This is a genomic window from Planctomycetia bacterium (genome assembly GCA_015075745.1).
GTDB lineage: Bacteria > Planctomycetota > Phycisphaerae > UBA1845 > UTPLA1 > UTPLA1.
The window spans coordinates 745,516-766,914 of the sequence record JABTTW010000001.1 but is presented as its reverse complement, the minus strand read 5'-3'; the positions used below and the strand labels follow the sequence as shown (position 1 = coordinate 766,914).

At 61.5% G+C, this 21,399-nt stretch carries 16 protein-coding genes; 9 read left to right on the top strand and 7 right to left on the bottom strand.

Translation table 11 applies throughout. From position 1 onward, the window contains the following. Positions 1-3: 3 nt before the first annotated feature. The 6 genes from HS101_03030 to HS101_03005 all read right to left on the bottom strand — a co-directional run bounded on the left by HS101_03030 (position 4) and on the right by HS101_03005 (position 6,755). Positions 4-975: a hypothetical protein gene (locus tag HS101_03030; GenBank protein ID MBE7505239.1), complete on the bottom strand. Its 972-nt coding sequence runs from the start codon at positions 973-975 to the stop codon at positions 4-6. Between the two features lie 115 nt (positions 976-1,090). Then, entirely contained in the window at positions 1,091-1,393 is a 303-nt protein-coding gene (locus HS101_03025) for a hypothetical protein (GenBank protein ID MBE7505238.1), read from the bottom strand. Positions 1,394-1,426: 33 nt separating this feature from the next. Continuing rightward, a complete protein-coding gene (mraY, locus tag HS101_03020) occupies positions 1,427-2,614 on the bottom strand; it encodes a phospho-N-acetylmuramoyl-pentapeptide-transferase (protein MBE7505237.1) in 1,188 nt (395 codons plus the stop codon). A 105-nt stretch (positions 2,615-2,719) separates the two neighbouring features. After that, positions 2,720-4,147 (bottom strand): UDP-N-acetylmuramoyl-tripeptide--D-alanyl-D-alanine ligase, encoded by a 1,428-nt coding sequence (locus tag HS101_03015; GenBank protein MBE7505236.1) that lies wholly within the window; start codon positions 4,145-4,147, stop codon positions 2,720-2,722. After that, positions 4,125-5,636 (bottom strand): UDP-N-acetylmuramoyl-L-alanyl-D-glutamate--2,6-diaminopimelate ligase, encoded by a 1,512-nt coding sequence (locus HS101_03010; GenBank protein MBE7505235.1) that lies wholly within the window; start codon positions 5,634-5,636, stop codon positions 4,125-4,127. The genes HS101_03015 and HS101_03010 overlap by 23 nt, the downstream gene beginning before the upstream one ends. A gap of 252 nt (positions 5,637-5,888) precedes the next feature. Then, the gene (locus HS101_03005) at positions 5,889-6,755 is read right to left on the bottom strand and encodes a hypothetical protein (protein ID MBE7505234.1); all 867 of its coding nucleotides are present in this window, start codon (positions 6,753-6,755) and stop codon (positions 5,889-5,891) included. A 565-nt stretch (positions 6,756-7,320) separates the two neighbouring features. On the opposite strand from HS101_03005, the gene HS101_03000 reads away from it, so the two are divergent. Further along, positions 7,321-10,647: a right-handed parallel beta-helix repeat-containing protein gene (locus HS101_03000; protein MBE7505233.1), complete on the top strand. Its 3,327-nt coding sequence runs from the start codon at positions 7,321-7,323 to the stop codon at positions 10,645-10,647. Positions 10,648-10,786: 139 nt separating this feature from the next. Here HS101_03000 and miaA read toward each other — a convergent pair whose 3' ends face one another. Continuing rightward, positions 10,787-11,770 (bottom strand): tRNA (adenosine(37)-N6)-dimethylallyltransferase MiaA, encoded by a 984-nt coding sequence (gene miaA, locus HS101_02995; GenBank protein ID MBE7505232.1) that lies wholly within the window; start codon positions 11,768-11,770, stop codon positions 10,787-10,789. A gap of 647 nt (positions 11,771-12,417) precedes the next feature. Here miaA and HS101_02990 point away from each other — a divergent pair. From HS101_02990 to HS101_02955, 8 genes are all read left to right on the top strand, one after another. After that, a complete protein-coding gene (locus HS101_02990) occupies positions 12,418-12,870 on the top strand; it encodes an Rrf2 family transcriptional regulator (GenBank protein ID MBE7505231.1) in 453 nt (150 codons plus the stop codon). A 143-nt stretch (positions 12,871-13,013) separates the two neighbouring features. Beyond that, positions 13,014-13,544, top strand: a complete 531-nt coding sequence (locus tag HS101_02985; protein MBE7505230.1) for a Rieske (2Fe-2S) protein — start codon at positions 13,014-13,016, stop codon at positions 13,542-13,544. Then, positions 13,534-15,009, top strand: coding sequence for a cytochrome b N-terminal domain-containing protein (locus tag HS101_02980; protein MBE7505229.1), 1,476 nt, complete (start codon positions 13,534-13,536; stop codon positions 15,007-15,009). The genes HS101_02985 and HS101_02980 overlap by 11 nt, the downstream gene beginning before the upstream one ends. Next, positions 15,009-16,637: a hydroxylamine oxidoreductase gene (locus HS101_02975; GenBank protein ID MBE7505228.1), complete on the top strand. Its 1,629-nt coding sequence runs from the start codon at positions 15,009-15,011 to the stop codon at positions 16,635-16,637. The genes HS101_02980 and HS101_02975 overlap by 1 nt, the downstream gene beginning before the upstream one ends. Positions 16,638-16,681: 44 nt before the next feature. Further along, positions 16,682-19,051, top strand: a complete 2,370-nt coding sequence (locus HS101_02970) for a molybdopterin-dependent oxidoreductase (GenBank protein ID MBE7505227.1) — start codon at positions 16,682-16,684, stop codon at positions 19,049-19,051. Then, positions 19,048-19,662 carry a hypothetical protein gene (locus tag HS101_02965; GenBank protein MBE7505226.1) on the top strand — a complete coding sequence of 205 codons (615 nt, stop codon included), beginning with the start codon at positions 19,048-19,050 and terminating at the stop codon, positions 19,660-19,662. The genes HS101_02970 and HS101_02965 overlap by 4 nt, the downstream gene beginning before the upstream one ends. Before the next feature lie 35 nt (positions 19,663-19,697). Further along, on the top strand, positions 19,698-19,835 hold the full coding sequence (locus HS101_02960; GenBank protein MBE7505225.1) for a hypothetical protein: 138 nt from the start codon (positions 19,698-19,700) through the stop codon (positions 19,833-19,835). After that, a complete protein-coding gene (locus tag HS101_02955) occupies positions 19,832-21,349 on the top strand; it encodes an alginate export family protein (protein ID MBE7505224.1) in 1,518 nt (505 codons plus the stop codon). The genes HS101_02960 and HS101_02955 overlap by 4 nt, the downstream gene beginning before the upstream one ends. The last annotated feature ends 50 nt before the right edge of the window (positions 21,350-21,399 follow it).

Here is a 21,399-nt window from a genome sequence, read left to right as displayed (position 1 = left end):
TGATTATCGCGACCGCACCAGCCGTTCGCGCTCGATCCCCAAGGCCTTCGCCCGCTCGCCGATATCCTTCAAGAACCGAAGCCCGTCCTGATAGTACCCCGCCGTCGGCTTCAACTCGGGAATCTGACCGGCCCAGTATTCATTGAAACATCCCATCAGCACTTCGCGCAGGTACTTGCTCATGCAGCTCGCCAGCGCCACGGGCAAGTGCTTCGATTCGCCCGACTGATGAAAGCTCACCCGCCAGCTCGAAGCGTCGCGCGTCAATTCATAGGCGCTGGATTCCGAGTCCTCGTGAATTACCCGCAAATGCCGCCCCTCAAACGCCCGCAGCAGCGGATTCGCGTAATGATCGCGTGCCCCCTGCTTATCGACATAGAAATGAATCGGCGACGAAGGATAAGCCTCGCTGATCCGCTGAATCAGCCGCAGCGTCAGCCCAAGAAGCACGACGGCCTTGTTCTGCGTCCCGGATACCAGTCGGTTGTAATGCCCCTCCAGGAGCACCTCCGAGAAAAATCCCACAGGCCGTACGCCCACCGCCTCCATCTCGCGCCGTAGAATGCCCGCCGAAAGCCGCACGCCACCGGCATCCGCCTCGCGCGGCAGCGCCGGATCGCTCGCCCGATACCACGGATACTCCGCAAGCTTCCCAGGCACATCCGGAGCCACGCGCCGCAGCAGCCCGTGCAACTTCTCCGGCACTTCCCCCGCGGCCCCGACGACCGAAAGCACCGTCCGCTCCAGCTTGCCGATGCCGTCGTTCGGCTTGTAAAGCTTCTTGCTGTCCTGAATGCACACACGGGAATCCCGCGCCGACGCCTTCGACGTCACGCACGACTTCAGGTGCTGCCAGAGATTCGTGGACACCACGGCAAGCGGTACTTCAAAGGCCGAAGCGCTCACCACAAGCGGACCGAGAATCGGCCCATAGCCTGCCTCATCAATGCCCGCGATGATCGCCGTCTTCGTCATGCCTGCGAATCATGCTGGAAAACGCGCGCTAGAGCCAGCGACGCTCCGCAAGTCATCACTCACAATTCACAGCCCGGTAGGCCCTGAGTGTGCAGTCGGCGAACAAATGACTGACTTAATCGCGCAGTGCCTCATCAGCGGCGGTAAAAAGCGCCGTCGCAAGTTGGCCCAGATGCTCGTTGGCGGATGAGACTTCGCTTTCACTCACTTGGTGGCCGTTCTGAGGACAGATGTAAACATCATTCAGCGAGCCCATGCCCCCATTCCACGAGCGGACCTTGCGCGCCAGCGACGCCACGCTGATGCTGTCGGCAACCGCCTGATCGATGATCGCCACCCACCCGCGCTCGCCGCGAGCGTCGAGATAAGCGCGAACTTCCGCCAGGCGATCGTTCAAATGAGAAGCATTCAATGGCATGATGACCTCTCAGTGCTCGGTCCCGCGAGCCGCCTAGCGCAGCTTCGTCGTCGCCAGCGCCAGGGCCGCAAACAAAACCGCCAACAGCCAGAAACGCGTCACCACCTGCGTTTCCGTCCACCCACCCAGATGAAAATGATGATGGATCGGCGCAACACGGAAGATCCGCTTGCCCTTCGTCATCTTGAAATACCCCACCTGCATCATCACGGACAGCGCCTCCATCACAAAAACGCCGCCGACGATAAACAGCAGAATCTCCTGACGAATCACGATCGCCACGTAACCGATCAACCCGCCCAGCGGCAGCGAGCCCGTGTCGCCCATGAACACCTGCGCCGGGTGGCAGTTGTACCAGAGGAATCCCAGGCAGGCTCCCATCATCGCGCCGCAGAGAACCGACAACTCGCCCGCCTCCGGAATGTGCGGATAAAGCAGATACTCCGCGACGCGCTCATCGCCCACCGAGTACGCAAGCAGCATGAACACCAGACACGAAAGGGCGGTGCATCCGCTCGCCAGACCGTCCATCCCGTCGGTGAGGTTCACCGCGTTCGACCAGCCCGTCACAACGAGAACCGTGATGACGTAAAACGCTGAGAGCGGCAGCAAGATGCCGAAGCCCTTGTCGCCCTTCACGAACGGCAGAATCAGCACGCGGTACGTCTCCAGGCCCGTATCCGCAAACGTCGCCGCCCCGCGCTTATAGATGAAGACCGCCAGCACCACGCCGAGCGCAATCTGAAACAGAATCTTCTGATAAAACTTGAGCCCGTCCCGCGTCCCATCCCGTCCCTTCGCCGTCAGCTTGATCCAGTCGTCCACCCCGCCAAGCAGCGCGAGCCACGCCATACAGAAGAACGCCATGTGAATATAGAAAACGCGAATATCCGCGAGCAACAGGACCGAGACGCATATGGCAAAGAGAATGACGACCCCGCCCATCGTCGGAACATTCGCCTTGTGCTGCGTCAGCTCGTTAAGCGCTTTGTGGTCAAAGTCCGGCACGTCGCCCAGCCGCTTCTTGATGAGCAGCCGGATCACCCGCGGGGCACAGAGCCACACAACCGTGAAAGAAAGCAGAACAGCGATAATGGCGCGGAAGAGGGCGTTTTCGTAGCCGTAGTGGCCTTGCTTGCCGTAAAAGTGGTCGAGGATGACGTAGATCAAAGTAAATGCCCGATCTTGGTTGTCGTTTCCCTCGGCCCACGGGCCGCGCACCGTGGATACTTATGCATCGGCAGGGAAACGTCAAAACGCTACAACGTCATCACGGCAGGGGGTTCGGCATCGACCCGGCCATTCGCCAACCACCCAAGGATGCCGCTACGAGCCGCGGGCCGACGCCGCGACAGCGGCCGACCGATTCCGGCCAGTGCCGGAAACCGCCAAATGCGGAACGAGCCGCTCGAGCTTCATACCGCGGGACGCCTTCAAAAGCACAATGTCCCCCGGCTCGAGCAGGCCGCCGATCTTCTCGGCAGCGGCCTCGACCGTCGGCATCGCATAGATCCGCTTCGTCGTCCCTGCCGTGGCGGTTGCGCCGTCCGCGACGATCCGCGAATGCGCACCAACCGCCACGATGAGCTGCGCCGTCGAGCGACCGGCATCCTGCCCCAGCGCCTGATGGCACCGCGTGGACTGCTCCCCAAGCTCGCGCATATCGCCGAGAATAAGTACGCGGCGCCCCGGCGTCGGAAGGCTGTCCACCACCCCGATGGCCGCCCGCATGCTCGACGGGTTCGCGTTATACGCGTCGTTGATCAGCGTGATATCGCCGATCATGCTACGCTGCATCCGCATCGGCGGAAGCGAAACCGATCGCAGCCCGACGGCGATGTCTTCATGCGACATCCGAAACCGCATCCCGATCGCCACCGCCCCGAGCGCGTTCACGACATTGTGCCGGCCCAGGACAGGGACGAAGTATTCGCTCCGGTCGTTGACGACAAACCGCGTCCCATCCGGCTCAGCCACGAGCTGCGTGGCCCGCAGCGCCGCCTCTTCCTCAATGCCGTACGTCAGCGCCGTGATTTTGGCCAGTGAAGGCGACGGTGCATATGTCGCCGCCTGTGTGCTCAGCGCGACGAAAGCGCGATGCGCCATCGCGGGCAGCAGCGAAAACTCCTCGCGCGCCACCGACTTCACATCCCCGAAGAATTCAAGATGCTCCTCGCCGATGCTCGTGATCACCGCCATGTCCGGCTTCGCGATCCGCCCAAGCGCCGCGATCTCCCCGGGATGATTCGTCCCGATCTCAACCACCACGAATTCATCCGCCGGCTCAACCGACAGCAGCGTCACCGGAACACCGATGTGATTGTTAAAGCTCGCCTTCGCCCACTTCCCCGATAGCTTTGACGATAGAACCGCCGCGATCATGTCCTTCGTAGTCGTCTTGCCGTTGCTCCCGACGACGGCGACGACCTGCGCGGCGAACTGCCGCCGATACCAGCCCGCCAATCGGCCCAGCGCCGCGGTGACGTCCGGCACCTGAACGATGCGCCCGGTCGCCAGGTGCGGCTTGTCGACCTTGTCGAGATCGCTGACCACGACCGAAGCCGCGCCTTTTTCCATCGCCGTATTGATGAATGCGTGCCCGTCGTGCGTCTCACCCTTGATCGCGAAGAACATGTCGCCCGCCGCAAGCGTACGCGTGTCGGTGGAGACGCCCGTAACGCGCGGCATCGTGATCTCGCCATAAACCCGCCCGCCGATGGCGATCACCATTTCATGCAGAGTAAGCGGTCGCATCGACCTTGCCCTCCCTGCCCGCAACGGCCTCGCGCGCGACTTCCACATCATCAAAGTGGTGCTTCGTCGTCCCGATGATCTGATAGTCCTCGTGACCCTTGCCCGCGATCACCAGTGTGTCGCCGGGAGCCAGTTGACCCACTGCGACCGCAATCGCCAGCGCCCGATCCGGAATCGTGGTCTTGCGATCCTGATCGCTCGCGGCCAGCCCGCGCTCGATGTCCTCAATGATGCGAAGCGGCTCTTCATTCCGTGGGTTGTCGCTGGTGATAACGAAATAATCCGACAGCTCCGCAACCGCCCGCGCCATAAGCGGCCGCTTTGTACGATCGCGATTCCCGCCGCAGCCGAAAACACAGCACAGCCGGCCCCGCGTCAGCGGTCGAACGGCTGCTAAAACATTTCGCAGCGCATCCGGCGTGTGCGCGTAATCCACAAAAACATCAAAACTCAGGTCGCCCGTCTCCACGCGCTGAAGCCGACCGGGAACATTCGCCAGGCCCGCGATCCCGCGCCGGATCGTGTCGAAGTCGATGCCCATCGCAATCCCCGCGCCGGCCGCCGCAAGGCAGTTCGCAATGTTGTGTCGGCCCACCATCGCGGTGGTGACTTCAATCTCGCGACCCTCAAACGACATCGTAAAAGTCGTGCCGCTCCGATCGCTGCTCGTTATTCGGGCTATCAGGTCGGCCGGACAGTCGATGCCGAAACGAATGACACGCGTCCGGCACTGCTCAACCATGCGATCGGCGACAGGGTCATCGGCGTTAATCACGGCAGTCGCTGAAGGGTCCAGCGTGTCGAACAGCCGCCGCTTGGCAAGAAGGTATTCGTCAAACGAAGCGTGATAGTCGAGATGGTCCTGCGTCAGATTGGTAAACACGGCGGCCGAAAACCGGATGCCGTCGGTTCGGCGCTGGTCCAGACTGTGCGACGAGGCCTCCATGACAAACGCATCCGCGCCCGCCTCGCGCGCCTCCATAAGGTGCCGCGATAGCATCACCGGATCCGGCGTCGTCAGACTGCTGGCAACCTTCCGCCCGACGAGGTCGTACTCGATCGTCCCCAGGAGCGCGGTCGTCCGTCCGGCGGCCGCAAGGATGGATCGAACCAGATACGCTGTCGTGCTCTTCCCGTTGGTGCCCGTGATCCCCACCGCGGGGTATGCCCCGGCCTTCTGTGCCTCAGATAGTCCGGTGAATACGGCGGCAATATGCGCCAGCGCGAGTCGCGCATCGGGAACTTTGATAAATACGACGCCTTTCGGCAACTGGATGTCGCTTTCCGCGATCACCGCGACAGCGCCCCGGCCGACCGCCTCAGAGGCGAACGCCGCGCCGTCGGCACTCTTGCCCATCAGCGCGACAAAGAGGCAGCCGCGGCACGCGGCGCGCGAATCGCAGCAAACGTCGCGCACCTCGATCGACCCGGTTCCGGCCGGCGCGACGAAATCAGGCATCGCCGATGTGAGAAGTTGCAAAAGGTTCAAGACGGCAGGCTCCCCATCCATAGGTTCACAAGCGTGTCCATTCCGTTGACCACCGACGCTGCTTAATACGTCGGCGAACTCAGAACAGTTTGCTTGCAATTGGACGGAGACGCAAGGTTTGTCCGGCAGCGCCAGGCCGCAATCGCGCCGCAATCCCTAAAACCCGGGCGTTATCGCCGCCGCTGAGACCGCCCAGGCCTGAGGCGTGATGGTCGTTAATGATCTAACCAAAACCCCGACTTGACCCCGGACTCATTCCGACGGCTGCTCGGGCTTCGGACTGTCCGGCTTTTCCTTCTCGGAATCGTCGGGAATGTTCACATCTCTCCGCCCGCGCCGCATGTCCTTCTCGATCCGCGCCTGCTGTCCGGGAGTCAGGACCGCCATCACGTCGTCGTACAGCTTGCCCACCAGTTTCTCGCGCTCGGCCTCCGAGCTGCCCGCCGCGCGGACCGCCTCCATATGTCCGCGGAACAGTTCCTCCAACTGCTGCTCCTGATCCTTCGTCCGCCCCGGCAGCCGGTCGACCATCGCCTTGAGCGCTTGAGCGCTTCGCTTTTGACCCCGAAAGCCGGCTCGACCCTCCCGGGGGGCGACGATCCTGTTGGACCAAATTGAGTTTAACTTTGTGATTTGATCGGCTCGAAGTCCCGTTTTGATCTTGCCCAGCAATTCAGTGTGCATGGAGCTGAGCCCTTCATACATCGCCGACTTGCGCTGCTCTTCGGACGCACGGATGGAGCGCAGTTCGCCGACCAGCTTTTCCATGGCTGCCTCGTCCTTAGATTCACGGGCGACGGAAATCTCTTCGCGGATCGTATGGAGTCGGTTGAGCAACGCGTCGGCAGGGCGGTATTGCTGCCTCAGCTCACGGGCTTTTCCTTTGTAGTCATCCATCGCGGTTTTCAGGGATGCGGATTGGTCCGTATCTAGGCTGAGTTCTTCAGTGAGGCACTTTGTAGCCCGACGGACGTCGAGTGTGCCGTCAGATCGCAGACAGGATCGCTCATGATCTTTCTTCGGTGGCTTATCTCCCCTGTCGGGCGTCTCCTGTGCGGCAGCGACGCCACAAGAGATAAGGAGAATCGTAATGATGGACTTTGCCGTGCTGGCAATCATGGATGACTTCCTCTTGTTTCGGGGCTCGGGTTCCTAAATTATGAGCCGGAGGCAAATCGGCTTCACCGGATTCATCAGGGATTCTATGCTGCCGGAAGCGGAGTCAACAGCCAGGGCGATCCCCCCAGGAAATAGGGGGACATAAAGGCGTTTTCTCGAAAATCGGCGGCCGAAAACAACGTGCCCCGTTTTCGTGCGCCGCTGAATGCTCGGGAGATGGTCTGAATGCGGCCTCCCAGCTTGTGATGCCGAAAGTCCTAGATTAAGAAGCACATTTAGCCGTCTGCCGCAGCCATGCAATGTCTGGGATAACATGGACGTAACGTTAGTTCGTAATCCTTCAACGTCCTATATACTGCGCAGTAATTACGATTCGCCCTGCTGCGTTTAGGGCCGGAATTGGCTTTAAGAATCAAAGTCACCGGGGTAGAATGTCCCTCTGGAGGCGGGAGAAATGCGAATCCCGTACTGCCTTTCCTCGCCATTGAGTAATGTTTGTTTGAGAAATGTTTGTTTGAGTAATGTTTGTGGTCCTGGACCCATTTTAAGCGTTGAGGTGAGTTAGATGAGACAGTGCAGAAAGTTTGTTACCGTTGTTGTCGCGACTGTTGGATTGACCGGGCTCTATTCGCAATCGACCAAGGCGGCGACGCTCACCGTACCTGGTTCGTCAGCGACGATCCAGGGTGCCATTAACTTGGCATCACCGGGCGACACCATTCTCGTTTCGCCGGGGACCTATGGCGAATTCGTCAACATTAATAAGCCGAACCTGATCGTTCAGTCAACCAGCGGCGCCGCTGCCACCATCATCGAGCGCAACGTCAACAACGACACCCCCATCGTCGACATCACCGCATCCGGCGTCACCCTCGGCGGCGTGGGAATGGGCTTCACGATCGACCAGAAGGACCCGGGTCCCGCAGGCGCCGCCCACGCAGGCAACTGCGCCGTCCGCGTCAAGGGCGACCTCATCGGCACCAGCACCGTCAGCATCATCAACAATATCCTCACCGGTAATCAGACCGACGAAGGCATCCTCGTCAACCCGAACATCACCGGCGGCGCCCTGATCGTCGACAGCAACCTGTTCAGCAAGAACGGCGGCGGCTTCTCATTCAAGGACGCCATGCACTTCCACTTCTCGAATCCCGGCGGCGGCCTGAACCACAACGTCGCCGCGAACAACGCCACGATTCAGATCACCAATAACCAGGGAACCGAGATCAACCGCGGCGCGATCTACTTCCACGCCTCGATCTTCAAGAGCCGCATCACCGTCCGGAACAACAGCTTCTCCGGAACGGCGTCGAGCAGCTACGGCTTCTACTGCGCCAACGACATCGAGGACTTCAGCACCTGCACGATCGATGCCTGTACCTTCTCCAACTTTGACTACGGCGTCTATCTCGGCGACGAGACCAATCACGGCAGCATCACGACAGTCATGAACTGCACCGTCAATGGTTTCCGCGATGACGGCCTGTATATGGACTATGCCTACGAAGGCGGCACGATCAACGTCCAGGGTTGCCTGTTGAATGGAAACGGCACGACGGCCAGCTACGGAATCTATACCTACACTGAGTACGGCGGCATCACGACCGTCAACGGTTGCAACATCGCCGGCGTGAAGGATTACGGGATCTACGAGGGTTACCCGGAATACGGCTCCAGCTTTTCGGCGACGAATAACGTGATCGCGATGATCGGGGGCAGTAGCGGCTACGGCATCTATTGCGAAACCGAGTACGGCTCGCACACCGAGATTCTGAATAACCAGATCAGCGGATTCGACTACGCCGGCATCTATGAGGACTATCCCTACGCCGGATCGACCAGCACAATCCAGAACAACACGCTGACCGGCCATCCCGGCGGCGCCGATTACGGAATCTATTTCTACGGTCCCGAGTACGGCTCGGTCGGCGTTGTCTCCGGCAATACGGCCAGCAACTTTGACACCTACGGCATTTACCACAGTTACTGTGAGGCCGGCAGCCGAACGACGATCTCGAACAACACGTTCAACGCTCTCGCGACGACCGGTGCTGATTACGGCCTGTATTCAGACTACACCTACGATCAGAGCGAGACCGTGATCGACGGTAATACGTTTACCGGCTTCACGAATTACGGGTTGTACATTTACGAAGTCTATCATGACAGCCGGCTGACCTGCTCGAACAACAATATGACGGCGCACTCGACCGGTGCTGACTACGGCATCTACCTGGACGAAGCCTATGATGGCGCTTGGGTCTCGGTCGTCAACAATAATGTGCTGGGCTTTGGAAACGGTGGGACCGACTACGGGTTCTACAACGACGAAGTCTACGATGGTGCGACGTTTATCTTCAATAACAACTCGTTTACGGCCGCATCGGGCGGTGCGGAGTACGGCTTCTATAGCAGCAGTGGATTCCAGGACGGCACGAGCAACACGATCACCAATAACTCGTTCAACGGTTTCACGACCTACGGCGCATACATTGATTACCTTGCCTACGACGGCAGCAATACGACGTTGAGCAACAATACGTTTGCGGCTCATGCGACCGGTGCTGAAGAGGGCATCGATATCGGCAGCGAAGTGGACTACGGCTGTATGGGCCTCATTTCGAACAACACCATCAGCGGCGTGAAGTACTACGGCATCTACATAAATGGCGTGGACGATGGCAGCGAGCTCCGCGTGGTCGATAATAAGATCACCATGATATTTCCCGGGGCGAGCAGCCAATACGGTGTTTATGTCAACGACTACGCCGACTACGGATCGTTTCAGGAAATCTCCCGGAACATGGTCACCGGCGTAGGCAGCGCCGGGCAGTCCGGCTACGGCATTTACATGGAAGGAATCACGGACGGCAGCCACGGTTTCACGAACGACAACATGCTCGTCGAGACGGGTACCGGCACCGGCTACGGCATCTACACCAACTACTCGGCTGACTCCGGCAGCAGCCTGGAGATCAACCGAAACACGACCAGCACCTATTCCAACGCAGGCCTGTATATCAACGATGACACCGATGAGGGTGGGACTCTGGACGTGAAGAAAAACTTGTTCCACGGCTCGGGCTACGGCATTTACTACGATCCGTCCTATGAGGTCGCGTCCGGTTCAACGGCCACCTTCCAGGGCAACACGTTCAGCGCCTTCACGGTGCATGGCCTCTTCATGGGTGGCCAGGTCTGGGGCTGCCGCTTTAACGTCCTGGAGAACAAGTTCCAGGGCGCCGGGGCCATGAGCGGTCTGTACTTCAATGACGACATCGACAGCGCCGCCGAAGTGGTTGTCTTCAACAACTGCTTCACGGGCAGTGCGACCGGCGTTCGCGTAAAGACCATTAAGGACACCTCATTCTGCAACATCAACCAGAACGACTTCGCCGGGACGACCACCGGCATCGTCAACACCGCGGGTGACGCCGCCCACCGCATCAACGGCATGATGAACTTCTTCGGCGCCGCCACCCCCTCCACCGGCGAGGTCGACACCAGTAACTTCCTCGGAACACCCGTCGATGCCGATGCCGATGGCGTCGAAGACTGCATGGACGTTTGCCCGGGCACGGCCGCGGGCGCTCCGGTCAACGCTGACGGCTGTTCGTTCGCTCAGCTCAATCCCGACGGAACCGACTCCGACAATGACGGCGTCGGCGACGATCAGGACGGCTGCCCGAACGATCCCCTCAAGACCAGCCCCGGCGCCTGCGGTTGCGGCGTGCCCGACACCGACCTCAACGGCAACGGCATTCCCGACTGCAACGAAGTCGGCGGCGGTCTTGGCATTCCGTGCGGCGTTTGCGGCCCGGGCGCCGGCGCCATGTTGCCGCTGGGCGTTCTCGGTCTGGTCGTCGCCAAGCGACGTCGACGCCGGGCTTAAGCCCCGCTTTGACGAACCGACCCACGTCGGATCGTCATCATTAGATTCGCAACAGCGGCGTCGCATCATGACTCATGGTGCGACGCCGCTTGCTTTATTTCGTGACGTGCGGGCCCTTCGTCACACCATCGCAAGAATCTCACGGCGACTGCAAGATCGCCTCGGCCACCCGCTCGGCGATCGCCTTCGCCGGCTCATCCTCGCCCACATCAATCCACCGCGCGGTGGGGAACTTGCGAAACCACGTCCGCTGATGCTTCGCCAGCCGCCGTGTGTGAATCTTGATCTGCTCGATCGCTTCCTCCAGCGTCGAGCGCCCCTCAAGGTGCTCGATGATTTCCGCGTAGCCCACCGCCTGCCGCGCCTGGTGGCTCATCCCTTCCGGCTCGGCGAGCAAACTCCGCACCTCCTCCACCAGCCCCGCCTCGACCATCTCCCGCACCCGCGCATTGATCCGCCGCGAGTTCTCCTCCTTCTCCCGGCGAATGCCCACCACCGTCGCCGGATAGCGCATCGACTCCGCCGACCATTGCTGTTGCTGCTCGGACAGCGGTCGGCCCGTGTGGTGCCACACCTCCAGGGCCCGCTCGATGCGCTTCACGTCGTTCGCGTGGATCCGCTCCGCCGCCGCCGGATCGACCCTCGCCAGCTCCGCGTGCAGCGACGCCGTCCCCTCGCGCGCCGCCCGCTCGCGCAGCGCGACGCGAAAGCCCTCGTCCGCCGATGGCCCGTCGAACATCCCGTACATCAAGCCCATCAAATAAAGCGGCGTCCCCGCCTGCGCCAGCACTGCCCGCCCGCGCCCGCGCATGTCGCCGATCGCCGCGTCCGCCATCTGAACGAATCGGGCAACGCTGAACGCCTCGCTCGGCTCGGCGACGTTGACCAGGTGGTGTCGCACGCGTGACAGCTCGCCCGCCGTCGGCTTGGCCGTGCCGATGTCCATTCGCCGGTAAACCTGCATCGAATCGACGCTGAGAATCTCCGCCCCCATCCGATCGGCCAGCTCCAGCCCTACGGCCGACTTTCCCGCCGCCGTCGTGCCGAGCAGCAGCACGAAGGGCCGCTCAGCCTTTCCGTCGCCGTTCGCCGTGGAATTTGTATGGTCTTTTTTCGCCATCATGCTCGATCGCCCATCCTCGCACGCCAACGCGCAAACGTCGAGACTCGGCGCGTTTGCCTGACAAGCGCCGCCCACAACGAGCCCCGGACTTCCAGTCCGGGCGGCCTTCCAGCGATCATGTGCGGCTGAAATTCGACCGGCGGCGAGCCCAAATCCAAGGTGACATATAGTGACACAAGGTCCTCTGGAACCGTGCCAACACTCGTGGCGGGCACGAGTTGGGGCGATGCACATTTCGGGTGGTTTTTGGATGAAAAAGGACCCACAATCGAGCCTCGATCGTAAGGTTTCAGGCCCATGATCTGCGGCATGAGGATCGGGCCGCGAGGCATGAGGTTTCGGATTGCTCGACTTCTCCCGGCTGACATCGTGCGCTTCCTCGCGAGACCCGGCTGGTTCGGCCTCCATTCATGTATACTAGCTCCGCGCTCGCGCGGGAATCACGAGGTGTCGCTCAGGAACAAACCTCGCGCAGACGCTGCCTCGCGCTTTCCCCCCGGCAGGATTCCCAAGATGCAGGTCATATCAACCAAATCCGGCACGGACGCCCGCATCACCCTCAATGCTCATTCCCCCGCGCGTGTATCCCAGACCATCTCGGGCTAACATGACGACCGGCGTAACGTCTTCGGGAGATGAAGCCCCGCATGATCTCGCAGACCGCCCAGTATGCGATCCGAGCAATGGTCGCCATCGCGTCAGAGGATGGACCAATCCTCGCCCGGCAGATCGCAAAGGCGACCGCCATTCCCAGGCCCTATCTGTCCACCGTTCTCCGGCTCGCTGTTCGCGCAGGCATGCTGCATTCCTCTCGCGGGCGGGGGGGCGGCTTCGTCCTCGCGCGGCCGGCCGAGCAATTGACGCTTTTTGATATCGTTGCCGCGTTCGATGATGTCGGACAGGGCCCCCGGTGCCCGTTCGGGCTGCCGCAGTGCACCGATGCGCAGGCCTGCCCGATGCACGAGGTGTGGAAGCCAGTCTCGCAGGGCTTTCGAAACATGTTGATGAAGACAGCGCTGAGCGAAATCGTCGGCGGAAATGGCCCGTCGCGGGGTGGTCGCAAGTCCCGCATGCCGCGCCGATCCGGCATACAGCGTTAGTGCCTGAGCGTCTGGGCCGGTTGCAAGTTCGCACTACATATATATACTCTTATACGGTTTGCCGGGGACATTGGCGGCGCGGTCGCCTCCGGACAGTCGACACTTGAACGATTCCACTGTCCGGCGTAGAACCTTCGTTCGCCATGTCTGATCTTTCAAATCAACATTGCCCCATCGATCGCGGAAATGAAGCGCCCTCGCGGCGCGGTTTTGTCTCGACGGCCCTCATGATCGGCGGCGTCGCGGCCGGCTACGGACTGGGGCTGTGGAACTTTCTGCAGTACCTCGTCCCCCTTCGTCGGCACACGCCCAAGCGCGAGATGTTCGTCGGAACGCTGGCCGATCTCAAAGTCGGCGCCAGCATCACCGTCAAGGATCTTCGCGGAGAGGAGATCGCCCTCGCACGGGTCGCCGATGATCGCCAGAACCCCGCCGCCGGTTTCAAGGCCCTCTCCAGCACCTGTCCGCACCTCGGTTGCCGCGTGCATTGGGACGCCAACAGGGGCGAGTTCCTCTGTCCCTGTCACAACGGCGTCTTCGACAAGAACGGCATCGCCGTTTCCGGCCCGCCCGCCAAGGAAAAGAAGAATCTTTCCAGCTTCGAAGTACGCGTCAACAAGGAAAACGGCTGGGTGTCGATCATGGTCTCCGGCGAGGGCCGCTATGGCGCATAACCCTTCGACAGACGGCGCGGTCCACGCTCGCTCCGCCGGCGGCCGACTCTGGCAGTTGCTCCCCCTCGACTGGGGCAAGGTGCAGGAAGTCACCAATGAGCCCGTCCCCGGCCACATCAAGCGATGGTGGTTCGCCCTCGGCGGCACGCCTGCCTACCTCTTTTTCATCCAACTGACGACCGGCATCTTGCTCTCGTTCTATTACGTTCCATCGCCGGATCATGCCTACGAAAGCGTCTCGGCCATCACCAGCTCGGTCCCTTTCGGCTGGTTTATTCGCAGCATCCACAAGTGGGCGTCGAACCTGATGATCATCACCGTGCTGCTGCACATGTGCCGCGTCTTCTTCTCGTGCGCCTTTCGCCATCCCCGCCAGCTCAACTGGCTCGTCGGTTTCGGCCTGCTCCTCTGCACCTTCGTCATGGGCTTCACCGGCTACTCGCTCGTCTATGAACAGCTCTCCTATTGGGGCATTACCGTCGCCACCGAACTGACCGCTACCGCTCCCTTGGTCGGTGAGGCCCTCGCCACCTTCCTGAAGGGCGGCGATCACATCGGCCCCAACACCCTCACCCGCATGTATACGCTGCACGTCGGAATTCTCCCCGTCACGATGATCCTCCTGATCGGCCTGCACATCGCCGTCCTGAGGATTCATGGCGTCTCCGAGTTGTCCTTCGACGACCCGCGAGCCAGGGAATCCGAGGGCGTGCGCCTTGCATCGACCCTGCCCGGTGTCAAGCTGCTGGCCCTGCTCGTCGCGCTGGCCGCGCTCGGCGCGATCTCCATGGCGGCCTTGAATCCCTGGCCCGTGCGGATGATCGCCTACGAACTGACCAGCGAGAGCAGTCGCATCTTCTGGATCGTCGGGGCCGCGCTGCTCGCCACGACGGCCGTCCTGCTCCATCGCGGCCACACCTACGGCCTGATGCTGTGGCTCTTTATCGCCATCCTCGCATTGGGCAAGCTGGTCTTCGATCTCGCCGTCAATGAAGCCGCCAATCAGATCACGTGGATCGTCGCCGCGGTGATCCTCGCCGTCAGCGTCGTCTACGGAGCGATCCGGCATGGCCGCTTTATCGAGGGCAAGGGTGAAGACAAGCCGTTCAGCTTCTTCCCGGATCACATCATCACCGAGCTGATGATCGGTACGTTGCTCCTCTTTTTGCTGACCCTCTTGTCGCTTGTCTTCCCGGCCACCCTCCACGAAAAGGCCAATCCCCTCGTCACCCCCGAGCACATCAAGCCGGAGTGGTACTTCTTCTTTCAGTTCCGAATGCTCAAGCTCATGGGCTTGAATACCGCCGTCATCCTCACCGGCGCTCTGGTGGGCGTCATCGTCCTGTGGCCCTGGATAGACGCCGTCCTCGAACGGCTCGCGCCCAAAAAGGACATCGGCGTCTATGTCGGCATCGTCGCGTTCGTCCTCTTTTTGATACTCACCGTCTGGGAGGCCATGGTCTGATGTCGCTCAATACGAAGCGGATCGTCGTTTTTATCCTCGGTGTGGCGCTCTGCGTCGCCCTCATCATGGTTGCGGAACTGGAAACGCGCAAGGGCCTGACGCCGGAAGAAATGCCCATGTCAACCCTGCTCACCATCGTTCCTGAGTCCAGCCGCGACTGCATCACCTGTCACACCGAATCGACTCGCGGCATCGTCGATCACTGGCGCGGCAGCACCCACGCCGCAAAGGGCGTCGGCTGCGTCGAGTGTCACCAGGCTGACCCGGCGGATGTAGATGGGTTCCAGCACTACGGCGTCCTGATCGCCACGGTCGTCAGTCCGCGCGATTGCTCGCGCTGCCACCCCACGGAATTCAACGAATTCGAACACAGCCACCACGCCGCCGCCGGAAACATCCTCGCCTCGCTCGACAACTTTCTCGCCGAGACCGTCGAGGGCAACCGCGGCTTCTTCAATCCGCATTCGCCGACCCCCGGCATGACGGAAGTCACCCAGGTCAACGGAATGGCCAGTTCCATGGTCGGTTGCAAGCAGTGTCACGGCAGCAAAGTGGCCCTCGTCTCCACCGACGGCGGCCAGATCACCGTCGACGACCTCAAGCCCGACGCAACCGGCAAGCCCACCAACCTCGATGCCGTCGCCAAAATCAAGAAAGATCAAAACGGCAAGCCGGTCCTCCACCCGGATTCCTGGCCGAACACCGGAATCGGTCGCCTCAATCTCGACGGTTCCCTCGGCTCCTGCAGCGCCTGTCACAGCAGGCACGACTTCTCTCCCCGCCGCGCCCGCCAGCCGGAGAACTGCGGCAAATGCCACCTCGGCCCCGATCATCCCCAGAAGGAAATCTACGAGGAGTCCAAGCACGGCGTGGCCTACCGCGACCTGCGCGAGAAGATGAATCTCGATTCCACCAAGTGGGTACTCGGCAAGGACTATTCGCAGGCCCCGACCTGCGCCACCTGCCACATGTCGGGGCATTCGAGAAACGGGGGCAAGATCACCCACGACCCCGGCATTCGCATTTCCTGGACCAATCGGCCGCCGGTCAGCCTCCTGCTCGATACCGATGTCAACGGAAAAGTCGTGACCGAGACCGATCCCGTCAAGCGGCAGGCCTTGATCGCCGACACCTGGCAGAAAAAACGCGCGAATATGCAGGATGTCTGCTCGCACTGCCACACGCCCGACTACATCTCGGGCTTCTACAAGCAGTACGACGATCTGGTGATTCTCTACAACGAGAAATTCGGCAAGCCCGGAACCGCCATCATGAAGTCCCTTCAGGACAACGGCCTGATCACCAAGACCCAGTTCGACGAAAAGATCGAATGGACCTGGTTCTATCTCTGGCATCATGAAGGCCGTCGCGCCCGGCACGGCGCCTCCATGATGGCCCCGGACTACACCCACTGGCACGGCATGTTTGAAGTGGCCGACCGTTTCTACATGCATCTGATTCCCGAGGCACGCGAGATCACCGCTCAAGCCGCCGAGACCGGCAAGAAGGACGCCGCCGAAGCCGTCAACAAGGTGATCGACGAGATTCTCGCCCGCCCGGAGCACAAGTGGCTCGAGCAGGCCGAGCCCGACCGCAAGCTTCGTTACGCGACGGGATCGGACTCGTAGTCTCCCAACAAGGCCGCCGGGCCATTGCGGCGGAGGTGATTGCCATGCAGCAACCGGACCGACGAGACTTCCTGACGATCCTCGGCACGACCGCCGCCGGGGCCTACGGCATCACCGCGTTCTCCTGCGACCAGAAGCGCGATGCGGGTCGGATCGCCGCCTCACAACCCGGCAGCATCTCTCCCTCCGACCTGAATTGGGGCAAGGCCCCGTGCCGATACTGCGGCACCGGCTGTGGCGTCGAAGTCGGCGTGCACGACGGCAAGGTCATGGCCGTTCGCGGCGACGTCGCCAGCCCCGTGAACAGGGGCCTCCTCTGCGTCAAAGGCTATCACCTCCCAGGCATGCTCTACGGCCACGATCGACTCCAGTATCCCATGCGCCGCGGCTCCGACGGCAAGCTCAGCCGCATCTCCTGGGACGAAGCCCTCGACCTCATCGCCACAAAGTTCAAAGAGGCCCTGGATGCAACCGGTCCCGACTCCATCGGCGTCTACGGCTCCGGCCAGTGGACGATCTTCGACGGCTATGCGGCCTTGAAGTGGGTCAAGGGCGGCATGAAGAGCAACAACCTCGAGCCGAATGCACGGCTGTGCATGTCCAGTGCCGTCATGGGCTTCGTCACCCAGTTCCAAAGCGACGAGCCGATGGGCTGCTACGACGACTTTGAGTACGGCGACGACTTCATCCTCTGGGGCCATAACGCCGCCGAGATGCATCCCGTCCTCTTTTCTCGAATGCTCGAACGCAAGCGTCAAAGCCCCGGCGCGCGCATCATCGACCTCGCCACGCGCCGTACGCCGACCAGCGACTACGCCGACATGTACGTCGAGTTCATTCCCGGCAGCGATCTGGCCCTGGCCAACGGCATCCTCCACCTCCTCTGCAAGAAGAACAAAATAAACACCGCCTTCATCAAGGAGAACGTCGTCTTCATGCGCGGCGAGGAAGACGTCGACAAGATCGGCTACGGCTGCTTCGGCGATCAGGCCGAGCACTACACCTTCGCCGACACCCCGCGCGACGCCACCTTCGACGATCTGCTGGCCTTCCTCGACGACTACACCCCCGAGGCCGTCAGCAAGATCAGCGGCGTCCCCGTCGCGCAAATTGAGACGCTCGCCGACATCTACGGCGATCAGACCCGCGGCACCGTCAGCCTCTGGTGCATGGGCGTCAACCAGCACTATCGCGGCACCTGGATGAACAACCTCATCACCGATCTCCACCTGATCACCGGAAAGATCAGCAAGCCCGGCAGCAATCCCTTCTCCATCACCGGCCAGCCCGCCGCCTGCGGCACCGTCCGCGAAGTCGGCACCCTTAACAACCGACTGCCCGCCGACATGGTCGTCACCAACCCGGAGCATCGCGCCAAGGCCGAGAAGATCTGGGGTCTGCCCGAGGGCGCCCTCAACCCCAAGCCCGGCTATCACGCCGTCGACATGTTCCGCGCCCTCACCCGCGGCGACCTCAAAGCCCTGTGGATACAAACGACCAATCCCTGGGTGACCCTGCCGAATCTCCATCGCTTCAAGCGAACCCCCGGCGACGGCCGCTTCATCGTCGTCAGCGACATCTATCCCACGCCCACGACCGACGTCGCAGATCTCATCCTTCCCGCGGCCGCATGGGTCGAGCGCGAAGGATGCTTCGGCAACTCCGAACGCCGCACCCAGCAATGGGACAAGCTGATCGATCCGCCCGGCGAGGCAAAGGAAGACGCATGGCAGATCATCCAGGTCGCCAAACGCATGGGCATGGGCCATCTCTTCCCGTGGCCCGAGGATGACTGGCATAAGCCGATGTTCGAGGAGTATCGCAGCTTCGGCCTCGGCATCGGAAAGGACCTCGCCAGTTACGACCAGCTTCGATCGACGCGCGGCCTGAAGTGGCCCGTCGTCGACGGCAAGGAAACGGACTATCGCTACGCCGCCGGCCACGACCCCTATGTCAAGAAGGCCAAAGGCGTCCATTTCTACAAAGCCCACGATTACGGCGAAAGAGCCGCAATCTGGCTCCGTCCGTACCATCCGCCGCCCGAAATACCCGACAAGGAGTTTCCATTCTGGCTCTGTACCGGTCGCGTGCTGGAGCAGTGGCACTCCGGTTCAATGACCCGGCGCGTCAAGCAGCTTCATCAGGCCATGCCCAGCGCCTACGTCGAGTTGAACCGCGCCGACGCCATGGAGTTGGGCGTCAAGACCCGCGACTGGGTCAAGCTCGTCAGCCGCCGCGGCGAACTCAAGCTCCGCGTGGCCATCGACGGCCGCGGCAAGCCCCCGCGCGGCACCGTCTTCGTCCCCTTTTTCGATGAAGGCAAGCTGATCAACTGGTTGACCCTGGACACGATGTGCAACATCAGCAAGCAGCCGGACTACAAGAAATGCGCAGTGAGAGTCGAACGAACATGATTCGCCCACCGGCTCTGCCCGGGCTCGTGGCGCGCGCCGGGCTGCTCGCACTGACCGGCGTGGTGGCGATTCTTGTCACCGGCTGCGATAAGCAGCCCTCGGCGAGCCGAACCGCTGCGCCGGTCCCTGCCGCACAGGCGACCGCAGGCTGGTCCCAGGTCCGCGCCCTGCGCAGGGCCTTCGACGGCGCGCCACCGGTGATTCCGCACATGAGAATGGGGGCCAACTGCACCTCCTGCCACACCCAGGTCGGCATACAGTTCGGAGAAATGGGATTTGCCCCGCCCATGCCGCATACCACCAGTCCGAATCCAGGTGTCTTCACCCGCTGCGAGCAATGCCACGTCTATGCCGATGAAAAGGGGGTTTTTGTCGAAAATGGCTTCCAGCCGCTTCGTCAAGACCTCCGCAAAGGCCGCCGTGCGACCGAAATATCCCCGCCGACCATGCCGCATGCCGTGTTCATGAGGGAAAACTGCGCCGCATGTCACACGGGGCCCGCGGCAAGAGAGGAAATCAGGTGTACCCACCCCGAGCGTATCAGATGCGGGCAGTGCCATGTGCCCGTGATCGACAATTCTGACTTTTCACGAGCGGACTATGCATCATAATATACCGGTCAACTATTTCAGGAGACCAAGCACTCATGTCACCAGGCGACCAGCTTCTCAAAGTGTTCATCGACAGTGTCGGAGTCTTGCTCAAGGCGATCGTCGACTCAGTCTTCGGCGCATTCGTCAAGCCATTCCTCGAAAGTATTGCCGCGGCGTTCGGCCTCATGTGATGATCGCCTCGGGCGAATCGCGCACTCTTATCGGAGTCGTCGCTGTTGTTTTCCTCACCTTCTATGAAGCGAGCGACGCCGCGTTGGGCCAGGCATCAGGCACGGCCCCACCGGTCGCCGCCGAGACGGCAACCACTCAGCCCGCCGAAAAGGAGCCGACGACACAGCCCGCGCCTCCAACGCCGCCGAAATATCTCGATCTTCGATATAACGAGGACTACAGCTACCTCGACGGCCCCGAGGGCAGCTATCAGAAGGATCTCTTCGACCCCATCAAGCGAATGCACATCACCGACGATCTCACCTTGAGCATCGGCGGCGAGATCAGAGGTCGGCTTGAAGCAGAGACCAACACCACCTTCGGCAGCCGCGAGCCGGCCCAGGACACCTACTTCCTCCACCGCAGTCTGTTGCACGTCGATGTGCACTACAGAAAACTCGCCCGCGTTTTCGTCCAGGGCATCAACGCCATGATCGAGGATCGTGACCTCCCGCTCCTGCCAGTCCACGAAAACCGGTTCGATTTCCATCAGGCCTTTTTCGATCTGCGTTTTTTCGGGGAGGACGTGCCGCTGACTCTGCGCTTTGGCCGGCAGGAACTGGCCTACGGCAGGGAGCGATTCGTCAGCCCGCTGGACTGGTCAAATACCCGGCGGCGCTTTGACGGCGTCAAGCTCTTCTACGAAAGCGAAAAATTCGACATCGACTTCTTCTACATGCGCCCGATCGTCATCGACCTCTCCGAGGGCCTGAACCGCAAGCTCGACGAGTATCGCGCCGAGCAGCACTTCTACGGCATCTACACCAGGTACAAGGGCTTCAAGGATCACTACATCGAGAACTACTTCTTCGCCCTGCGCGACACCGGTGACCTGACCAACGCCAACGGACGCGTCGGCGACCTGTCGCTCTTCACCATGGGCGGGCGAGCCGGCGGGAAGAAGGGCCAGTTCGACTACGACGGCGAGCTCGCCGGTCAGTGGGGCAAGTTCGCGGGCGACACGATTCAGGCCTGGCTCGCCGCGGTCGATGCCGGTTGGACGGCGAAGGTGCCCTGGAGCCCGCGCCTCGGTGTGGGTTTCGATTTCGGCAGCGGCGATGAGGACCCCAACGACCGGATGCACCAAACGGCAAATCAGCTCTTCCCGCTGGGCCATGCCCACCTGGGCTATCTCGACCTCTTCGGCAGACAGAATGTCCTGGCCTCAAACGTCAACCTGACCGCCAAGCCGCATGAGAAGGTGACGACGCGCCTCGCCTGGTACACCTTCTGGAACGATGAGGTGCGCGACGCCCTCTACAATTCCGGCGGCGGCATCACCCGGCGCGACCCCCTCGGCAACGCCGGTCACGACGTCGGCAACGAGCTGGACCTCACCATCGGCGTCACGCTCGACCGCCACACGTCGCTGCTCTTTGGCTACTCGCACTTCTGGGGCAACAACTACATCCGCTCCACCGGGCCCAGCCAGGACGCCGACCTGCTCTACTTTCAATACTCGTTCAAGTTCTAATACGGAAGGTTGAAATGCGGAACGGTCGACGCCGCTGCCGACCGTCGAAT

What these genes read in the sequence shown, in the direction of transcription:
- HS101_03030 (MBE7505239.1), bottom strand. Translation starts at nt 975, where the DNA reads ATGACGAAGACGGCGATCATCGCGGGCATTGATGAGGCAGGCTATGGG.
- HS101_03025 (MBE7505238.1), bottom strand. Translation starts at nt 1,393, where the DNA reads ATGCCATTGAATGCTTCTCATTTGAACGATCGCCTGGCGGAAGTTCGC.
- HS101_03015 (MBE7505236.1), bottom strand. Translation starts at nt 4,147, where the DNA reads ATGCGACCGCTTACTCTGCATGAAATGGTGATCGCCATCGGCGGGCGG.
- HS101_03005 (MBE7505234.1), bottom strand. Translation starts at nt 6,755, where the DNA reads ATGATTGCCAGCACGGCAAAGTCCATCATTACGATTCTCCTTATCTCT.
- HS101_03000 (MBE7505233.1), top strand. Translation starts at nt 7,321, where the DNA reads ATGAGACAGTGCAGAAAGTTTGTTACCGTTGTTGTCGCGACTGTTGGA.
- miaA (MBE7505232.1), bottom strand. Translation starts at nt 11,770, where the DNA reads ATGATGGCGAAAAAAGACCATACAAATTCCACGGCGAACGGCGACGGA.
- HS101_02990 (MBE7505231.1), top strand. Translation starts at nt 12,418, where the DNA reads ATGATCTCGCAGACCGCCCAGTATGCGATCCGAGCAATGGTCGCCATC.
- HS101_02985 (MBE7505230.1), top strand. Translation starts at nt 13,014, where the DNA reads ATGTCTGATCTTTCAAATCAACATTGCCCCATCGATCGCGGAAATGAA.
- HS101_02980 (MBE7505229.1), top strand. Translation starts at nt 13,534, where the DNA reads ATGGCGCATAACCCTTCGACAGACGGCGCGGTCCACGCTCGCTCCGCC.
- HS101_02975 (MBE7505228.1), top strand. Translation starts at nt 15,009, where the DNA reads ATGTCGCTCAATACGAAGCGGATCGTCGTTTTTATCCTCGGTGTGGCG.
- HS101_02970 (MBE7505227.1), top strand. Translation starts at nt 16,682, where the DNA reads ATGCAGCAACCGGACCGACGAGACTTCCTGACGATCCTCGGCACGACC.
- HS101_02965 (MBE7505226.1), top strand. Translation starts at nt 19,048, where the DNA reads ATGATTCGCCCACCGGCTCTGCCCGGGCTCGTGGCGCGCGCCGGGCTG.
- HS101_02960 (MBE7505225.1), top strand. Translation starts at nt 19,698, where the DNA reads ATGTCACCAGGCGACCAGCTTCTCAAAGTGTTCATCGACAGTGTCGGA.